Genomic DNA, 17,214 nt, shown 5'->3' with positions numbered 1-17,214 from the left:
CCTTTAGTTTCCAGATAATCAGCTATTTTCGTAATGGTGTCTGCTCCCTTGCCCTCAGTTGCATGTACTACCCTTGAAGTTTTCATATCCACCGCAACGGTTATATAATCATGCCCCTTTTTAGAACTTGTCTCGTCTATTCCCAATGTTGAAATATCACTATGATCTGCACCACAATAAGCAATTCCAAGCCAATAATTAAAGATATTCCAGATGCGATTGGGGTAAACTCCAATCACTTTGCCTACCTTGTTGACTGGCATTTCTTGCTCTATTAACAACATACTAAATGCCTCAAACAGAAGTGTAAAACCACTACCTTCCCGTGCCCACGGTACTGAGACTTGTTCAACCTTATTCTCAACAGTTTTTACACGTGGTATTTTACAATGTAGGTAACACTTATGCTCAAAAAAATTCTGGTGCCGCCACTTCCTATCTACTCTATCATGTACAGTACTCTTGCCAGTCTTATCAATAAAAAATCCAACTTTGTAGTCAATCGTTAAATGAAGCTCTTTTTGATAATCCCCATCCAAAAACTCTACTTTTGAAACATACCACGGCTCATTTAAACCTAAAGCCAATTGAAATATTTGTTCACTATTCATTGAACAAATATCAGAAACAAATTTTATCTTACCCACTTAATTCAACATAGCACCAATATTTTGCACTGTCACAATTTGGGTGTTTTGCCGCATTTTCTATTGAGAAACCGTTGCTTAGCATTCTGGCTGCAAAAATTAGTTTATCGCTTATACCTCTATTTTCTTTTTCTTTGCTTATTTGTTTAAGAGCATTAAAAGGATTTTCAATTTTCTCAGGAAATTCAACTTTGATATCATCTGCAGAAAATACCTTTTGCAAAGCTTCAGAATCTGCTAGAAACCACGATTCCATCGTTTTTTCAACTATTATTTTTTGAACTGAATCTGAATTTATTTCATTTCTTGCCAAAACAACACATTCTAAATCTTCCAAATCTCTGATTACAAATATATGCTCCGCACCTTTTTCCTTTAAAATGTCAATAAGGGAATTGATTTTGTCAATATTCTTAAAGACATCTTTGCCCATATTTCCTTTTACTGGAAACAAAGTTGGAATAGCTTCCAGATTATTTGCCTTTAGAAAATCATTGAACATCTGAGACCTTATAATTTTCTTTTCTGTGTCCCCTTCAACTAAAAAGCCAATTTTTACCATGGTGTGCCACCTCCTGTCGCACCTGATAGCCAGTATTCTGCCATATCTAAACCATGTAAATTTGTACCCTTCAGTTGAGTGACTTTTGTTTCACCCTCTGATTTATCAACCACAATAACTTCGTCAGCGGTCAAACATTCAACCAAAGTTTGAGAATGGGTATTTAACCAAATGTAGTGTCCTTTATCTTCACAAGCTTGTCTGAAAAAATCCACAAGTTTTCTGATAACAAAAGGATGTAAACCATTTTCAGGCTCCTCGATACACAAAAACTGAGGTTCATCTGACTGGTAAACGGCTGTTAATAAGGCGATAATGTTGTATGTGCCATCAGAGATTAGCTCTCTATCGAAAGGTTCATCGTAATATTTTTGGTAAATGAACAAATCTTCTTTTGAGCTATGACCAGGTTTTTGCACCTCAATCTTATCGAATTCTGGGATGAATAACGAAAGCCAATCCGTAATTTCTTCTCTTTTAAATTCCTCTTCAAGAAGTCTTTTAAGAACCTTTTCAAGATTGCTACAATCTTCAATTAGAAAATTATTACTATTGTAATTTATTTTTACAACATCCTTGTTTTTAATAAAAATTCTATTGAATCTATAAAAGTCTTTTGGTTCAGTAATAGAGTATTTCCCGGTTACTTCATCCACTTTAACTTGAGGTTCTGAATCATAATTTCGTAAATCAGACATCTGATTACTTGGAAGGCGAGAATATTTCCTATTACATAACTTCTTACTATCGTCCAGAAAATTGAATTCATAGTCAATAGGTAAATTTGGTGATTTTCTGTTGAGAATTTGTTTAAACCCTCCAAATAAATCCGCAGAATCTATTTGCCTCGCCAAACTCATAAATTGTAAACATTCAAAAATATTAGATTTTCCACTTCCGTTTGGCCCAACAAACACCGTAAAGGGGTTAGGTTCGTTGATGGTGATATCAACGATGGATTTGAAATTTTTAATATTTAAGCTTTTTATTTTCAATTGCTTATGAAATTATTTAGAGCTTTTGCCTTCGACTCCGCTCAGTCAACAATCCAGTTTATGCCTTATTGCCTCTGTGCCTTGATGCCTTCGACTCCGCTCAGGCATCCGGTTAATAATCAGCTAAAGTTGAAGGTAACTGTGCCAATGCTGCCGCCAATTGCTCGTCGTTTGGAGCTATACCGTGCCATTTGTGACTACCCATCATGAAGTCAACGCCAGCACCCATTTCGGTGTGGAGCAATATCATTACGGGTTGACCTTTGCCTGTCAGTCTTTTGGCTTTTCTTAGGCCTGCTATACAAGCTTCAATGTTGTTGCCTTCTTTGATTTCCATTACGTTCCAACCGAATGCTTTGTATTTGGCTTTAAGGTCTCGGTTTGACATTACTTGCTCTGTAGAACCATCTATTTGCTGACCATTCAAGTCGATTATTCCAATCAAATTGTCCACTTTGTGGTGTGGAGCAAACTGTGCTGCTTCCCAAATCTGACCTTCTTGTTGCTCACCATCACCCATCAAAACATAAACAAGATTTTTGTCACCGTTTAGTTTTTTGGCCATGGCAGCACCAATACCAACCGAAAGACCTTGGCCCAAAGAACCCGAGGCAATTCTGATTCCAGGTAAGCCTTCGTGTGTGGTTGGGTGGCCTTGAAGTCTTGAATTTAACTTACGAAAAGTGCTCAATTCTTCGATTCCAAAATATCCTCTTCTTGCTAAAACAGAATAAAACAAAGGTGAAGTATGACCGTTAGAGAGGAAGAACAAGTCCTCGTCTATTCCGTCCATTTTAAACGAGATGTAACCGCCTTTTCCTTTGCGATTGTTGATTTTCATCTGTTGGAAATATAGTGCTACAACGATATCCGTGCAGCCTAATGACCCACCTGGGTGGCCGGACTTACAACCATGCACCATGCGTACGATATCGCGTCTTACTTGGGTGGCAATGTCCTTGATTTCTGGGGTTTGCATTTAAGAATTAGAATTTTGTTAATAATCTTCACAAATTTATTAAAATATTGCTGCTAAGCCTATAATTGTTGCAAGATTAGCAAATATTTATAATAAGTGTCAAAAATACACGTAAAATTATTTAAAACAAAATATCAATTAGTGAAATAAACGAAAATGTGTGATAAGCAAGGATTTAAGGTCTGGATTAATTCAAAAAATGGATATTTATGCAACGTTTATTTATCCTTATCGACTTTAGTCAAAAAATAACATGAAAGGAATACTGCTTATCTTGATTTTAACAACAAATTGCACTTTTGCACAATCTGCGAAAATCGATTCTTTGGTCAGCATCATAGTGAATGCAAATGTGGTTTCTGGTTATAACAAAGGAATCAATGGGATAATATCGCCCGAATATCAAGCTTACCAAGGTTTAATAAGAACCTGCAAATCAGAGGATTTAATAGCCTTGTGTAAGCACCAAAACCCTTGTGTAAGGTGTTATGCTTTCCTCGCTTTAATACACACAAATAAAAATAGAGCAGAAGAAATATTTTCCAATGCTGAAATAGACCATGAAGAAGTAACCTTAATAAGTGGTTGCTTTGGTCAGAGAATAACTGTCTCGGATTTTATGAAATCTCGAGGTAGAGAAATAGAGAACCCTTTGATTTTCAGATTTTAGGCAGCTATTTGCTCAAAATGTTTTTTTGATTCTACTTTTTCTATAATGTCAGTAATAATTCCCTTTTCGTCTATTAAGAAAGTCATTCTTAGGGTGCCCATGTAGGTTTTTCCGTACATCATTTTTTCAGCCCAAACACCATAGTCATTGACCATTTTCATAGAAGAGTCATCTAAAAGGTCGAATGGTAACTCAAACTTGGTTTGGAATTTCTTGTGAGACTTAGCTGTATCAATGCTTACGCCTAAAACCGTATATCCTTTGGCTTGAAGAGCTGCATAATTATCTCTAAGATTGCATGCTTGGGTAGTACAAGTACGCGTGTTATCTTTAGGGTAGAAATATAAAACTATCTTTTTACCGGCAAAATCACTCAATTTTACCGTGTTTCCGTCTTGATTTATTGTTTCGAAGTCTGGAGCTTTTTGGCCTATTTCTAATTTCATTTTTCAGTTATTTCTGTTTCAAATGTCCCGACGTTATCACAATTATCGGTTATCTTCAGAACAATCTTACCCAGAAAAGGTTTTGAAGAATCCAGCTTTTCTGACCAAATCATACCGTTTTTATTCTCGAAATTCATTAGGGTCCATTCGTCGTTCACAAAGCATTCAATCGTCTTTATGCCAGATAAAGCATCTGAAATTCTGAATTTTAGACTCTCTTTGGTCAACGATTTGGGCGAAATAATTGGAGGGTCTAAATCATAAAGTGTTTGTATTTTTCCAAATTCTCTGGTTTTGAAGCTCAATTTTGTACCTTGCCACTCTCCACCCAAAAACTTCATTTTTCCAGCTTTTAAATAGGCTTTATATTTATCAGGATAGGCAGGAAGACTGTTTTTTGTCCAAACAACGTCGGCATAACCTTTCAATGGAACTATATCTTCATGAAGATTAAGCTCGGTATCATTTACTGTAATATTTAGAAATGTATCGTCGTAAAGTACATCTTTAAAGTCGGCCTTCAGATTTTCTTTGTTCAAGTTCGGAAATGCTTTTTTTAGAGCTGTATTTACTGGTAATGTAACTGGAGTTCCGTTGAGGGTTACAGACTCAGGAAATCCGAGTTTTAGGTCTAGAATTTTGATTTTGGTTTGGCCAAGTATTTCATCAAAAGGTACTTGGGTCATAGAGTTGCCCGTTTGCAATTGCAGGCCATTAAATTCATTGCTTGGGTCTTGTACTTCAATTTTTAAGAAATTATCTAATACATCCGTCTTTACTTTAGCTGAAGAAGCAATGACTGCATTGTTTGTTTTCTCTTTTATGATTTGGAATTCTGCAAAAACAGTATTTGCAAAGGCATCATTTACCCTAAGCTCAACCAGATTTGTATCGTTTTCAATCTTGAATTTCCCGGCTAATTCATTGGTTTTATAAAAATCAAAAGTGTTACCTTCTTCTACATAGCATTTATGGATTTTCTGGCCAGTCTTGTTCATTTTCTCATAATTGGCGTGGATATTCATGTCCAATTTATTATGAAAAGCCATTTTGTCAAGCCTAAAATTATAAACAGGTTTGTCGTTTACCACTAGATTTATTTGGTTTACTCCCTGACGAAACGGACTGTTATTGGCCCTATCATAAGTCAGAACTTCTAGGCCAAGCGTTCCTTTGGCTGTAATTTTCTGAGGAATGCGATATAAACCGTCTTTGCCTTTGATGACCGAAAAATTAAAAATCCCAAATTTGCCATTGATTCGAGCATCTGCAGACATGCATTTGAGAGAAATCTGCTGAATGACAGGTGAAACATTGTCTCTCAACTCCGCAAAACCAAACTGTGAAGGATCCAATACGTTTTCCTCTGCATCACGTATTTCAAAGTGCAAATGCGGACCAGCTGACCCACCTGTATTTCCTGAAAGTGCGATAATATCACCTTTTTTTACCAAAAACTGATTCGGATTCAGAGTGATATCAATTTCCCAAGTTTTTTGTTGGTATTGTTGAGATACCAAATATTTCTGTAGGGTGTCATTGAGAACTTTCAGGTGAGCATAAAGTGTGGTCAGGCCATTTGGGTGTGTTACATATAAGGCATTTCCATAACCGCCATTCTGTATTTTTATCCGTGAAATATAGCCTTCAGCCGCTGCGTGAACGTTTTTGCCTTCTACTCCGCCCGTTCTCACATCCAAACCAGCATGGAAATGATTGGTGCGGATATCGCCAAAACAACCTGATAATGAGGTGATTTGTCCAGGTGCGATGGGCATAATAAAGTAACCTTGCGGAAACTTCTGTTGTGCGGAAAGCGAAAAATTTACAAAAATTAGGAAAGAAATTAACTTCAAAAACTTCATTTATTTTACTTCAAAATCAAACATCACATTATCTTCTATCTTTCCTACGAGTCTATCACCAATTTTTACTGGCGAAACTCCTGCTGGCGTGCCTGTGAAGATCAAATCTCCGGTTTTTAAAGTGAAATATTGCGAAATAAAGCTTATCAAATAGTCAAACGAATACAGCATCATGCTGGTGTTACCAGTTTGTTTTCTTTCTCCGTTGATGTCCAAAGAAAAATTGATGTTTTGCATATCGAAACCTTCTTTCGAAACAAAATTGGAGATAGGAGCAGAGTCATTAAAACCTTTGGCTAGGTCCCAAGGTAAGCCTTTTGCTTTCAGTTTTGACTGAATATCACGAGCTGTAAAGTCAATCCCAAGACCTATTTCGTCATAATATTTATGGGCAAATTTCTCTTCTATATTTTTTCCCATTTTCGACACTTTCAGAACTATTTCTACCTCGTGATGTATGTCTTCCGAAAAAGCTGGATAATAAAAAGGTTCGCTATTTTTCAAAATCGCCGTTTCTGGCTTTGAAAAAATGACTGGTTGATCGGGTTTTTCGTTGTTTAGTTCGGCAATGTGTTCTACATAATTGCGTCCTACTGCTAATATTTTCATAAAAATGACATTACTTTTTTTGCAAAAATAAGTCTAAGCATTTAAATGTATCAATTAATTTTACGTTATTATCATTGTAATAATAAAATCCTTGTGAAATGAAGAAAAACTATAGAGTACTTATTGGACTGGTCGTATTAGGGACTTTTGTATGGGCTTGTCAGCGTGTTCCGTTAACAGGTAGAAAACAAATGGTAGGTTTGGTTTCTGGTGACCAAATGATGGCCATGAGCTTTCAACAATACAAGGGCTTCTTAGACACCGTTAAGCAAGTGCCCGCCAACAAAGCCGATGCCCAAATGGTGGCTAGAGTTGGGGAGCGAATAAAAAAAGCTGCAGAAGACTATCTTATTCAGCAAAATCTTGGGCATATGTTGGATGGCTACAATTGGGAGTTCAGAACCGTTGAAAGTAAAGAACTAAACGCTTGGTGTATGCCAGGTGGCAAAGTGGTTTTCTACACTGGAATTTTGCCTATTTGTAAGTCTGAAGATGGTATAGCCGTGGTAATGGGACATGAAGTGGCCCACGCGATTGCAGAACATGGAAGAGAAAGAATGAGTAGAGCCATGGTAGCACAAGGTGTTACACAAGTTGGTGCAGTTGCAGCAGGAATTTATACTGGAGATCAAAGAGCTATGGAGATTGCTGGCCAAGTTTTGGGAGTTGGAACTACCCTCGGTGGGGTTTTGCCGAACAGCAGAAAACAAGAGTCAGAGGCCGATAAAATTGGTTTGATTTTTATGGCTATGGCTGGTTATCAACCTAAAGAAGCTGTGGCTTTCTGGCAAAGAATGGCCGAGGCAGGTAAAAACTCACAAAAGCCACCAAAGTTGCTTTCAACGCACCCAGCCGATGCTACACGTATAGCAGAACTCGAAAAAAACATGGATAAGGCCATGAAATATTACTATGCTTACGGAAGTAAGTAATCGTTCGGTACTTTGGTTTGTATAGGTTTCGATTGACCACTGACCTTTAATAATTTTAGTGAGCTAGATCTTATTAGATTATTTTCAAGCTTTTAGTAGAATGATGTGCAAAGAAATCCCGATGGAATGAAATTCTGACGGGATTTTTTGTTTTTTATACCAAATAAACTTTTTGGAACGTTTATTGAAATATTATTTTGAAATCAAAAGCGTCCTGAATGCCTAAAATACTTTTGCTTGTTTTCTTTGCTGGAATCATGGTCTCTTGCCAGAAATTCGAAAGTTTTCAAGAAAACGACCCCAGCTATGCCAACGAAGGCTACTTCGTAAAAACCTCACTCAGTAAATTAGAACTGAACAATCTTAGACTGGAGCAACCCAGAGCAATTGGGAAAGTGTCTGACATGTTTGTGGATGAAAAATACCTTTACGTGGCTGAATATGCCAAGGGAGTTCATGTTTTTAAAAACCCCAATGCGGTTAAACCTGAAGCCATGGCTTTTATTAATGTTCCCGCATTGCGAAAATTTACTGTAAAAGATGGTTTTCTAATTTGTGACAGCGGCAATGACTTGATTTCCTTTAAAATTAGCGGCTTGGATTTGTTGGCCAATCGACTCATATCCGTGGATTCTCTTTCAGCGAGTACAATAAATTTTGGTTTGGCGAACAGAAAATCTGATTTGTTTACTTTTCCAAACTATCCCATTGAACGTAATGTGTATTTTGAATGTCCTGACTCTGTTGATTTTGTGATAGAATGGGAGAAAAAAGTAATGGACAAAAAACTTAATTGTTACAGATGAGTATAAGATATTATTGTATAGCTTTTGTGTTTTTTGGATTAATTTCTTGCTCCAAAATGGAGGAGATTGGCTCACTTAGGATTTTGGGAAGCAATACCGAACAGAACTTTTTTAATGAGACTACAGACAATCAAAGTGTATTTTTGAAGAAAAACGAATTCCATGTCTTGAACAGTAACTTCGTATCGAATCTCAATTTAACCAAATTCAACCCTGATTCGCTCGATATTGAGAGAATAGCCGGCAGAACGGATTCTTTACTTTTGCTTTCCAAAACTGGCCTTAAACTATTTTTAAAAGAAACCAATAAGACTATTCAACTCAAGAATTTTGCCTTCAGTACTTGTGACCAAATGGCTCTTGTGGATAGTTTTGTGGTGGTGTCTCAAGGTAAAACAGCGTGCCAGCCAGGTTTAGCCAGCAAGTTTTCTTTGTTCAAAATCAATAAATTTACTGAACTGATCTATCTGAATCAATATCTTTCAAGTGCTATAATTGACTTAAAAGTAATGAATCGTAGGGTTTTTATGCTCGATGCTGATGGCTTTGTGAGTGTCTATGTGATTAAGAACACATCGGAATTATCCAAAATAACAGAGGTGAATGTTAGTGGTGGTGAATTTTTTAGAGTGGTGCCAAAGCTCAACAAAGTACTTGTAAAAACAGCTAAAGGCATGGTTCAGTTGAATTATACAGCAAACAATAAATTGGAAAAAATAAACGAGCTTTGATGAAGACTTTTTTTAAAATATTGGTTCTTAATTTGTTGTTTATCAATTCGATGGCTCAATTGTACAATATCGAAACCAAGCCGCTTTTCAATAAAAAACCGGTTCAGTTTACACATATCCCGTTTCTGTTGCTCAGGTTTAATCCCACGGCCATGGTAGGTTACAACAATACTATCCAATATGGTGCAGAACTGGCTCCGCCTTTTGGCAAGTTTAGTTTTAGTTTTGATTATGGCAAAGGAAAAGGCTCACAGAACCTAAATAAATATGTGAGAAAAAATCAATCAGAGAATATCAATACCGAATATAGAGGTGAAATAAAGATGTACTTTTCTGATTGGTATCCATTTGCTGGACTCGATAAAAAACCTTTCGGGAGGTATTATTCAGTGGAATATATCCAAGGAAAGTATGATAGAACAGTAGAAATGGCAACTGGCATCGGTGGAACACAATTACCCTCTTATGCAAAGTTTGACACAGTGCCTTACACTGAGAAAACACAAACCGTTCATATCAAATTTGGCAAACATATACACTTGCACAAACATTTGTTTTTGGATGCTTACGCGGGCTTGGGATTAGGTAAATATACAAGCATGGATGAAACCACAGATCCTGATGGAATAGAGGTGGTTCCCTTGCATTTTGGTTTTTTGAGCAACAAATCTTTAAGACAACCAGGAACAAAAGGCTGGTTTTTCAGTAAAACAGCCGGAATTAGAATAGCAGTACCTTTATGAAAAACTTACTTTTAATATTTATTTTGTTTGCAATGGCTTCGTGTTGGGCACCCCGCTGCCCAATGAGCACCTGCCATGTAAGAATGGAACATCAACACGATGATTTGGTAACGGGAGTTTATGCAGGAAGATATTTGGTGCCACCAAGGATTCACTTTTTTTGGGACAAAAAGAAAGGAGAAAAGGCTCCTGATGCTGTCTTAACGCCAAATGGCTCTAAAAAGACAAAGAAAAAATATCCTTGGGAAAGGTGGTAGAGTTGGAAAGTTAGAAAGTTGGAAACATAGGAAGTTGGTAATTTGGGAAAATATTAATTTGAAAAGTTTGGAAGTCGGAAAATATTCGGTTGAAACTAAAATGAAAAAAACTCTGATTTTGGCATATTTGCATTAACCCAAAAAACTCATTAGAAAATCGGCTACAATAAATTTTGGCTTCAAATCAATTTCCGAGCCTCTGCAAACCTATCTCCATAGGTTTTTAGATGCTCGTCATAGCTTTTTTGCCAAATTTTATTTCGCCAGAATGTCTATTGAGCTTTTTGGGTTTAAAATCAGAGTTTTTTGCTTATTTGATATTCCTATTTATTTGAAGAAATCCTTCATTTTGTCAAATATGCTCTTGCCTTCTCCGCTAGCTTTTGGCTGGAAATTAGGAGAGTCTCTTAGTTTTTCCAGAAGAGATTTTTCTTCTGAACTTACGGTTTTCGGCGTGTAAATATTCACATAAATCAGCTGATCACCCGTACCGTAACCGTTTATATCTTTAAATCCCTTCCCTTTCAGTCTTAAAACTTCGCCAGCTTGGGTTCCAGGTTTTATTTGGATTTTCACACGGCCACCCACAACAGGAATCTCTACTTCTTTGCCCAAAACAGCATCAACGAAGTTCAATGGAAGGTCATAAATGATATTGTTTCCGTCTCTTTTGAGCTGTGCATGTTCTTCTTCCTCTATCTGAATCAACAAATCACCTGCCACGCCACCTCTCGCTGGTACGTTACCTTTACCTGACATAGAAAGTTGCATTCCTTCGGCCACGCCTGCTGGTATTTTGATAGAAATCATATCCTCTTCGAGCACTCTACCTTCACCAAAACACGATTCGCATCGGTCAAGCACTACTTTGCCCTCTCCATTACAGGTGTGACAAGTGTTAGTAGTTACCATTTGACCCAACATAGTTTGCTGAACGCGTCTGATTTGACCAGAGCCTTGGCAGGTTCCGCATGTTTGTAGTGAAGTACCATGTTTTGAGCCGTTTCCGCTACAAACTTTGCATGAAACGTAACGTTTAACTTTTATTTTTTTCTCTACACCGTTGGCTATTTCCTCTACATTCAGCTTTAGTTTTATTCTGAGGTCTGAGCCTTTTCTAACGGCTTTTCTGCCACCGCTAGATCTGCCGCCACCGCCAAAGAAACTACCAAAAGGGCTGCCATCACCAAAAATGTCACCGAATTGGCTGAAAATATCCTCCATGTTTACGCCACCTTGACCTCCAAAGCCGCTAGCTCCGCCAACACCTTCATGACCAAACCTGTCATACCTTGCCTTTTTGTCAGAGTCTGACAAAACGCCATAAGCCTCGGCTATTTCTTTAAATTTCTCCTCAGCCTCTTTATCTCCTGGGTTTTTGTCAGGGTGATATTTAATTGCCAATTTTCGGTAGGCCTTTTTTAGTTCTTCCGCACTGACGTTTTTGTCAACACCCAGCAAATCATAATAATCTTTTTTTGCCATATTTTTTGTATTTGCTTTTAGTTCTATTTGAAAACCAGATTTGGTTTTCCGACTAAAAACCTATTGTCATATTAATCAAGTCTTAACTTCCAACAACCACTTTGGCGTATCTAATTACCTTGTCGTTGAGATAATATCCTTTTTCTATTTCGTCCACCACAGTGCCTTTCTTGTCATCGCCTGCCGCAAACTGTGTGATGCACTCGTGCAATTCTACATCAAACGTTTGATCTTTAGATTCCATCGGCTTAAGGCCCTTGCTAGCTAGAGTTTTCTGGAATTTGTTGAATATCAAATCAATACCTTCTTTAATAGCCTTTACATCTTCAGAAGTTTCCATGGATTTCTGTGCTCTTTCGAAGTCGTCTAGAACTGGTATTAATTCCTTCATGAGTCCCTCGGTGGCATTCATGATGGTTTCTATCTTTTCTTTGGCAGTACGTCTTCTGAAGTTTTCAAATTCAGAGTAAAGTCTGATGTACTTATCTTTTGATTCTGCAAGGTCTGCCTCCAATTTCTGTACCTCGTTTACAGGCTCAGAGACTGTCTCAGCTTGTTCTTCTACTTGGTTGTTTTCTATGGTTTCTTCGTTTGTCGTAATTTCTTCTTCTGCGTGCTTATCCTTTTTCATACTTCTACCGTTAAAATTTCTTAGACTTCTAATCAATAATTAAACCATTTGGCTTATTTCTGCCAAAGTGGCAGGGTATTTTAAACTATTACTGTGAAATTATTAGTTTTAAATCAGTAATGTCTCAGTGAAAATTTCTTCAAATGATTTAGATTTTTTTGAAATAGGAATAATTATTGCTTAAGTTTAAGCAGTTAAAATCGCCTAACAGGCGGTAATTATAAAATCTAAAACTTTTGTACCCAATGGAAGAATTTGACTATCAACTTGTTGCTGACGCTCCAGAATCAGCTAGAATCACATTTTACAAAAAGACTTATCTACATGTTGTTTTGGCTATTTTGGCCTTCGTGGTGGTAGAGTCACTTTTTATTCTCACCATTCCCTCGTCAGTCATCGAGCTTATGTTTTCAGGCAAGTTTGTTTGGTTGTTTATTCTTGGGTTATTTTGGCTAGCATCAACTATGGCAAACAGATTTGTGATGGCCGAAAGTAGAAATACACAATACCTCGGCTTGGGTATTTATGTTCTTTTAGAGGCTATTATTTTTCTACCGATGATATATGTGGCGGTGGCTGTAACCGAATCCGCAAATGTGCTCATGCAAGCGGCTTTGTTTACAATGTTTTTGTTTGCGGGTTTAACTTATTTGGCTTTTACAAGCACCAAAGATTTCTCGTTTTTGAGAAGTGTAATGATAGTGGGCGGTTTTGTTTCATTGGGGCTTATTGTAGTTGGGGCCATTTTTGGCTTCGAGTTAGGGCTTTGGTTTTCTTTGGCTATGATACTTCTGGCGGGAGGAAGCATTCTTTACAATACTCAAAAAATGAAAGATGAATACCACACTGAGCAATATGTGGGAGCTGCATTGCAACTTTTTGCTTCTATCATGCTGATGTATTGGTATGTTTTGCGGATATTGTCTAGAAGAAATTGATTCGCATTAAGAATATTTTTTAGACTGGTTACTAATTAACCAGTCTTTTTTTTGTCATTTTTGCTTAATTTGAACCTCCTAAGCTCGATTTTGTAATCGAACAATTTCGAGACCAGGAGAAAAAAGATTTCAAATAATACGATATTCCCCAAAAAGTGTCTCTGGCAAAAAGAATCATGAATACTTTCTTGCCTGACCAGAATTATGAAAACTTGTCTAACATATATGTTTTTGTTGTTGTCTATCCAAGGCTTCGCACAAAAGCTGAAGTATAGAATAGAACACATCGGGGCTGAGCAAGGTCTTTCGCAGGGGTCAGTGTACGCCATGTACAAGGATCCCAACGGGCACATGTGGTTTGGGACTTTAGACGGTCTGAATTTCTGGAATGGCAAGACCATGAAAGTTTACAGGCCTTCTTCCAAAGATAAATTCAGTATTGAAGGTATTGATATCAAGAAGATTATCGGGTTTCGTACAAACGATTTGTTGATTGGTACAGAGAACTGTCTGAATATTTATGATAGCGAAAAAGGTAGATTTAGGAAGATATATTTTCGAAACTCCACTGGTCAAATTATTAAGAGCGAGGTGTTTCCGATTGGTGTGGTTAGAAATGATGTCACGCTTTGGTTGAGTGGTGTGGGGCTTATAAAGTACAATTTTGATACAAAAAAGCAGACGATTTTAGTAGCCGAAAACAGATTTAGAACTGATTATTTCAGCAATATCAATACCACCCAAAATGATTTAGGAGATAACGTTTGGCTGCACACGGAGGAGGGTTTGCTCAGATATGATGCAAAAACCAAGAAACTGAGTTATTTTTTCTCAAAAAATCAAAAAAATATTGTTGGCAAACCGGTGGAAATTGTGAAAATTCATGTTGATGGGCATAATATTTGGCTGGCTACTTTTGATGGCTTCATAAAGTTTGATTCGAAAACCTTGGCAGTGCAAAAATGGACCGATTTTGCAAAAAATAGACCTATCGGACATGTTTTTGACATTGATTCTGATAAGTCAGGCAATGTATGGTTGGGGACTGAACGAAATGGACTTCTATGTTTTGATACTAAATCCGAAACTTTTGAGCAGATATCCAATAAAGGAAGTTTTTCGAATTTCAAACTTCACAATGACGAAATAAGCCACATATACATCGATCCAGACGGAATCATATGGGCCAATACGGATCCTTATGGCGTTGATAAGATCCAAATTTTGCCTGGAAATTTTGGTACTTATAAACTCAACTTGGAAGGCAAACTTCCAGAGAGTATGCAGAATTTCTCGATAAGAAGTGTGGTTAAGGACCAAAATGTCATGTGGCTCGGAACCCAACAGTCTGGCGTTTGGCGTGTAAATGCCACTGATTTCAGTATTATTGACGGCTTTTATAATCTTAATGCCAAAGTAATACCGTCAAACACCATTAGGTATATGCTCAAAGACCAGCTCGGCACACTCTGGCTCGGCACTTCTGAAGGTTTGGCATATTTTCAAAATGGTAAATTTGTCGAAGTCACTGGCTCTCAAAATAAAATGTCTAAGAAGTTTATTCGTGTCTTGGAAGAGTTTGGAAATGACATTTGGATAGGTACTGAAGAAGGAATTTTTGTGTTAGACAAACGTACGAAGAGGGCCGAAGCTGCCAATTTATTCGAAAATAAGCGGATTACCTTACTGGAGTTTTTGTCCAAAGACACCCTGATGGTAGGCATTTATAATGAAGGGTTCTTTGAAGTAACTTCATCTGATGGTTTTAAGTCGTTTAAAATCAATAGGTTGATTTCGAATTGTATTCCGACATCTTTTTTGAGGCAAAAAGACGAATTGTGGGTAGGAACCTCCAATGGTCTGGCTAATATCTCTTTGAAAACAAAAAAAATAAAATGGATTACGAGAGAAGATGGTCTTCCGAGTGAGTTTATTTATGCTATTGAGCCGGATAAATTTCAAAACTTGTGGCTCAGTACCAACAAAGGAATTGTGAAGTTTGAACCCAAAAACAACCACGAATTCCACTCTTTCAATATCAACGATGGCCTTCAAGGTTTTGAGTTTAATGGTTATTGTTCTTTCAATGATTCTACCAATGGCAGGTTGTATTTTGGCGGGATTAATGGCCTCAATTACTTCAATCCCGCCGACATAAACACGGTAGGGAATAACAATGTCAATGTTTTGACCGAGGAAATACTCAAACTTCGACCTAGGAATATATCATATTATTCTGATTCAAAGTCACTTTACAATAAACCCAATCCATCTGACTCCAATTTCTTGGCCAAGTTTAAGTTTTACAAGGGTTTGATTCCCAATTTTAGTTACACCCCAAATGACGTCTGGTTGCGATTTACATTTAAAAACAAGGTGAACAAATCCTGGTTTTTCGAACTCGATAATCCCCGACTTTCGCAGGTAGAAATCTGGCTCTATGAGCGAAATCAGCTCATTTTATATAAAAAGTCTGGCGATAAAGTTCCCCTAAACAAGTACGAGTTGAAGTCGCCTAATCCGATTTTTAAATTAGATATGATTGAAAATCAGGACTATGTGATGTATATTAAAGGATCGTCTACCAGAGATGTAAAGTTTCCGATTCTCATTTGGGAAGAAAACGAACTTTTGGAACAGTTGGGTAGCAATAAGTTGATTTGGGGTATTTATTTGGGTTTCATTATTCTTATTTCACTCTACAATATATTCTTGTGGATTACCATCAAAGAATTCACCTACTTGTATTACTCCCTATATATTATTTTGTTCGGGGCCTTTCAGTTGACCTTGTATGGGTTTGGTTTTCAATATGTTTGGTCCAATAGTTGGTTCAACGAAGTTGCCTACATTGTTTTTCTTTTTGTGTCAAACGTGTTCCTGATTTTTTTCACGGACTCCTTTCTGGATCTGAAAAAGCAGTATGGAAAACCATGGTTAATTGCCAAAAGAGTATTGTTGTTTTGGTCTGTCAGTAATGCCTTACTTTCTCTTTTTTATTTCCGTTATTGGCACAATTACTTCGCCATAGCCTCTGGAATGATGTTTTCCTTTACTTTCGTGGCCATTGCCATAGATTATTACCTCAAAAAACTCATCATTATCTATTATTATGGTTTGGCTACTTTTTTTCTCGTGATAGCTTCCATGATAGTTGGCTTCCAGAATCTTGGCTGGATAGAGCCGCTCTACCAAGATAAAATAATCATGGCTGGCTCTATGCTCGAAATCATTCTGTTTTCTGTAGCATTGGGTTATAAGTTCAGGCAAAATCAGCTGGAAAAGGAAAGACAACAAATGCTCCGAAATCAGATATCGGGTAATCTGCACGACGATCTAGCAGCCTCCTTAAGTAGTCTCACGATGTACACCGAACTCAGCAAAAGAAAACTAGATTTGCCTCAAAATGAGCTTCTTGAGCGTTTTGAACGCATATCTTTTAAGTCAAGGGAGATTTTGGGCAAAGTACGCGAAGCGGTGTACGAACTCAATCCCAAAAATGACCAAGAGGAAGAATGGCTGGAAAGAATCGTGAACTTTGGAAAAGATATTTTTGAATCTAAAAATATAGAATTTAGGGCCTTGATACCCGAAGGTTTTGATTCAAAAAGCGTGGTTTCGGAACATCGGCGGGAGATTTTTTTAATTTTTAAAGAGGCCATGAACAATGCAGCCAAATATTCAGAAGCCACCACGGTAATTTTTGAGGTTAAAAAGATGATAGGGGCCAAGGAGTTTAGGCTTAAAGACGATGGAAAAGGAATAGAAACTACCAGAATGGATGCCGGAAACGGCCTTTCGAACATGAAGGAGAGGGCGAAAAAAATGAATGCCCAATTGTTAATCAATACCAAAAACGGGACCGAAATTATTTTGATTACCAAATAGCCTACTAAAATTAGTAGTATTATATTGAGA

At 37.2% G+C, this 17,214-nt stretch carries 17 protein-coding genes; 8 read left to right on the top strand and 9 right to left on the bottom strand.

Annotation, left to right across the window (positions count from 1 at the left end; translation table 11 throughout):
• The 4 genes from EGI31_RS11495 to EGI31_RS11480 all read right to left on the bottom strand — a co-directional run.
• A partial coding sequence (locus EGI31_RS11495) for a helix-turn-helix domain-containing protein (protein WP_255037379.1) occupies nucleotides 1-611 on the bottom strand: 611 nt, incomplete at its 3' end.
• A gap of 28 nt (nucleotides 612-639) precedes the next feature.
• On the bottom strand, nucleotides 640-1,149 hold the full coding sequence (locus EGI31_RS11490; protein WP_255037378.1) for a hypothetical protein: 510 nt from the start codon (nucleotides 1,147-1,149) through the stop codon (nucleotides 640-642).
• Nucleotides 1,150-1,202: 53 nt separating this feature from the next.
• Nucleotides 1,203-2,204, bottom strand: a complete 1,002-nt coding sequence (locus EGI31_RS11485) for an AAA family ATPase (RefSeq protein ID WP_255037377.1) — start codon at nucleotides 2,202-2,204, stop codon at nucleotides 1,203-1,205.
• Nucleotides 2,205-2,316: 112 nt separating this feature from the next.
• Nucleotides 2,317-3,183, bottom strand: a complete 867-nt coding sequence (locus EGI31_RS11480; RefSeq protein ID WP_255037376.1) for a transketolase — start codon at nucleotides 3,181-3,183, stop codon at nucleotides 2,317-2,319.
• 253 nt (nucleotides 3,184-3,436) lie between these two features.
• Between EGI31_RS11480 and EGI31_RS11475 the strand changes: the two genes are divergently transcribed.
• Nucleotides 3,437-3,853 (top strand): hypothetical protein, encoded by a 417-nt coding sequence (locus EGI31_RS11475; RefSeq protein ID WP_255037375.1) that lies wholly within the window; start codon nucleotides 3,437-3,439, stop codon nucleotides 3,851-3,853.
• On the opposite strand, the gene bcp is transcribed toward EGI31_RS11475, so the two are convergent.
• From bcp to EGI31_RS11460, 3 genes are read right to left on the bottom strand one after another with little or no spacing between them, the layout of a single operon-like run.
• Nucleotides 3,850-4,299: a thioredoxin-dependent thiol peroxidase gene (bcp, locus tag EGI31_RS11470; RefSeq protein ID WP_255037374.1), complete on the bottom strand. Its 450-nt coding sequence runs from the start codon at nucleotides 4,297-4,299 to the stop codon at nucleotides 3,850-3,852. The genes EGI31_RS11475 and bcp overlap by 4 nt on opposite strands.
• Nucleotides 4,296-6,164 carry a M23 family metallopeptidase gene (locus EGI31_RS11465; protein WP_255037373.1) on the bottom strand — a complete coding sequence of 623 codons (1,869 nt, stop codon included), beginning with the start codon at nucleotides 6,162-6,164 and terminating at the stop codon, nucleotides 4,296-4,298. Before EGI31_RS11465 ends, bcp begins: the two co-directional genes overlap by 4 nt.
• The gene (locus EGI31_RS11460; RefSeq protein ID WP_255037372.1) at nucleotides 6,165-6,773 is read right to left on the bottom strand and encodes a fumarylacetoacetate hydrolase family protein; all 609 of its coding nucleotides are present in this window, start codon (nucleotides 6,771-6,773) and stop codon (nucleotides 6,165-6,167) included.
• A 98-nt stretch (nucleotides 6,774-6,871) separates the two neighbouring features.
• Between EGI31_RS11460 and EGI31_RS11455 the strand changes: the two genes are divergently transcribed.
• The 5 genes from EGI31_RS11455 to EGI31_RS11435 all read left to right on the top strand — a co-directional run bounded on the left by EGI31_RS11455 (nucleotide 6,872) and on the right by EGI31_RS11435 (nucleotide 10,242).
• On the top strand, nucleotides 6,872-7,705 hold the full coding sequence (locus EGI31_RS11455) for a M48 family metallopeptidase (protein WP_255037371.1): 834 nt from the start codon (nucleotides 6,872-6,874) through the stop codon (nucleotides 7,703-7,705).
• Between the two features lie 218 nt (nucleotides 7,706-7,923).
• Nucleotides 7,924-8,511, top strand: a complete 588-nt coding sequence (locus tag EGI31_RS11450) for an LVIVD repeat-containing protein (protein WP_255037370.1) — start codon at nucleotides 7,924-7,926, stop codon at nucleotides 8,509-8,511.
• Complete coding sequence (locus tag EGI31_RS11445) at nucleotides 8,508-9,242, top strand: hypothetical protein (RefSeq protein WP_255037369.1); 735 nt, start codon at nucleotides 8,508-8,510, stop codon at nucleotides 9,240-9,242. The genes EGI31_RS11450 and EGI31_RS11445 overlap by 4 nt, the downstream gene beginning before the upstream one ends.
• Nucleotides 9,242-9,985: a hypothetical protein gene (locus tag EGI31_RS11440; protein WP_255037368.1), complete on the top strand. Its 744-nt coding sequence runs from the start codon at nucleotides 9,242-9,244 to the stop codon at nucleotides 9,983-9,985. Before EGI31_RS11445 ends, EGI31_RS11440 begins: the two co-directional genes overlap by 1 nt.
• A complete protein-coding gene (locus EGI31_RS11435; protein ID WP_255037367.1) occupies nucleotides 9,982-10,242 on the top strand; it encodes a hypothetical protein in 261 nt (86 codons plus the stop codon). Before EGI31_RS11440 ends, EGI31_RS11435 begins: the two co-directional genes overlap by 4 nt.
• A gap of 327 nt (nucleotides 10,243-10,569) precedes the next feature.
• Here the strand turns inward: EGI31_RS11435 and dnaJ are convergent, their stop codons facing one another.
• Nucleotides 10,570-11,727: a molecular chaperone DnaJ gene (dnaJ, locus tag EGI31_RS11430; protein WP_255037366.1), complete on the bottom strand. Its 1,158-nt coding sequence runs from the start codon at nucleotides 11,725-11,727 to the stop codon at nucleotides 10,570-10,572.
• A gap of 82 nt (nucleotides 11,728-11,809) precedes the next feature.
• On the bottom strand, nucleotides 11,810-12,358 hold the full coding sequence (locus tag EGI31_RS11425) for a nucleotide exchange factor GrpE (protein ID WP_255037365.1): 549 nt from the start codon (nucleotides 12,356-12,358) through the stop codon (nucleotides 11,810-11,812).
• 245 nt (nucleotides 12,359-12,603) lie between these two features.
• Between EGI31_RS11425 and EGI31_RS11420 the strand changes: the two genes are divergently transcribed.
• Both EGI31_RS11420 and EGI31_RS11415 read left to right on the top strand, forming a co-directional pair.
• Nucleotides 12,604-13,296 (top strand): Bax inhibitor-1/YccA family protein, encoded by a 693-nt coding sequence (locus EGI31_RS11420; protein ID WP_255037364.1) that lies wholly within the window; start codon nucleotides 12,604-12,606, stop codon nucleotides 13,294-13,296.
• 204 nt (nucleotides 13,297-13,500) lie between these two features.
• Nucleotides 13,501-17,184 carry a 7TM diverse intracellular signaling domain-containing protein gene (locus EGI31_RS11415; RefSeq protein WP_255037363.1) on the top strand — a complete coding sequence of 1,228 codons (3,684 nt, stop codon included), beginning with the start codon at nucleotides 13,501-13,503 and terminating at the stop codon, nucleotides 17,182-17,184.
• Nucleotides 17,185-17,214: the final 30 nt, after the last annotated feature.

The sequence above is a fragment of the Lacihabitans soyangensis genome (assembly GCF_024343775.1).
Classification (GTDB): domain Bacteria; phylum Bacteroidota; class Bacteroidia; order Cytophagales; family Spirosomataceae; genus Leadbetterella; species Leadbetterella soyangensis.
Note: the sequence above shows the minus strand (reverse complement) of the source record. Positions and strands in the feature narration are given on the sequence as shown.

Excerpts from the sequence above, each read along its gene's own strand:
- EGI31_RS11490 (WP_255037378.1), bottom strand. The coding sequence starts at position 1,149 with ATGTTCAATGATTTTCTAAAGGCAAATAATCTGGAAGCTATTCCAACT.
- EGI31_RS11475 (WP_255037375.1), top strand. The coding sequence starts at position 3,437 with ATGAAAGGAATACTGCTTATCTTGATTTTAACAACAAATTGCACTTTT.
- EGI31_RS11425 (WP_255037365.1), bottom strand. The coding sequence starts at position 12,358 with ATGAAAAAGGATAAGCACGCAGAAGAAGAAATTACGACAAACGAAGAA.
- EGI31_RS11440 (WP_255037368.1), top strand. The coding sequence starts at position 9,242 with ATGAAGACTTTTTTTAAAATATTGGTTCTTAATTTGTTGTTTATCAAT.
- EGI31_RS11455 (WP_255037371.1), top strand. The coding sequence starts at position 6,872 with ATGAAGAAAAACTATAGAGTACTTATTGGACTGGTCGTATTAGGGACT.
- EGI31_RS11460 (WP_255037372.1), bottom strand. The coding sequence starts at position 6,773 with ATGAAAATATTAGCAGTAGGACGCAATTATGTAGAACACATTGCCGAA.
- EGI31_RS11465 (WP_255037373.1), bottom strand. The coding sequence starts at position 6,164 with ATGAAGTTTTTGAAGTTAATTTCTTTCCTAATTTTTGTAAATTTTTCG.
- bcp (WP_255037374.1), bottom strand. The coding sequence starts at position 4,299 with ATGAAATTAGAAATAGGCCAAAAAGCTCCAGACTTCGAAACAATAAAT.
- dnaJ (WP_255037366.1), bottom strand. The coding sequence starts at position 11,727 with ATGGCAAAAAAAGATTATTATGATTTGCTGGGTGTTGACAAAAACGTC.
- EGI31_RS11450 (WP_255037370.1), top strand. The coding sequence starts at position 7,924 with ATGCCTAAAATACTTTTGCTTGTTTTCTTTGCTGGAATCATGGTCTCT.
- EGI31_RS11420 (WP_255037364.1), top strand. The coding sequence starts at position 12,604 with ATGGAAGAATTTGACTATCAACTTGTTGCTGACGCTCCAGAATCAGCT.
- EGI31_RS11480 (WP_255037376.1), bottom strand. The coding sequence starts at position 3,183 with ATGCAAACCCCAGAAATCAAGGACATTGCCACCCAAGTAAGACGCGAT.
- EGI31_RS11435 (WP_255037367.1), top strand. The coding sequence starts at position 9,982 with ATGAAAAACTTACTTTTAATATTTATTTTGTTTGCAATGGCTTCGTGT.
- EGI31_RS11445 (WP_255037369.1), top strand. The coding sequence starts at position 8,508 with ATGAGTATAAGATATTATTGTATAGCTTTTGTGTTTTTTGGATTAATT.
- EGI31_RS11415 (WP_255037363.1), top strand. The coding sequence starts at position 13,501 with ATGAAAACTTGTCTAACATATATGTTTTTGTTGTTGTCTATCCAAGGC.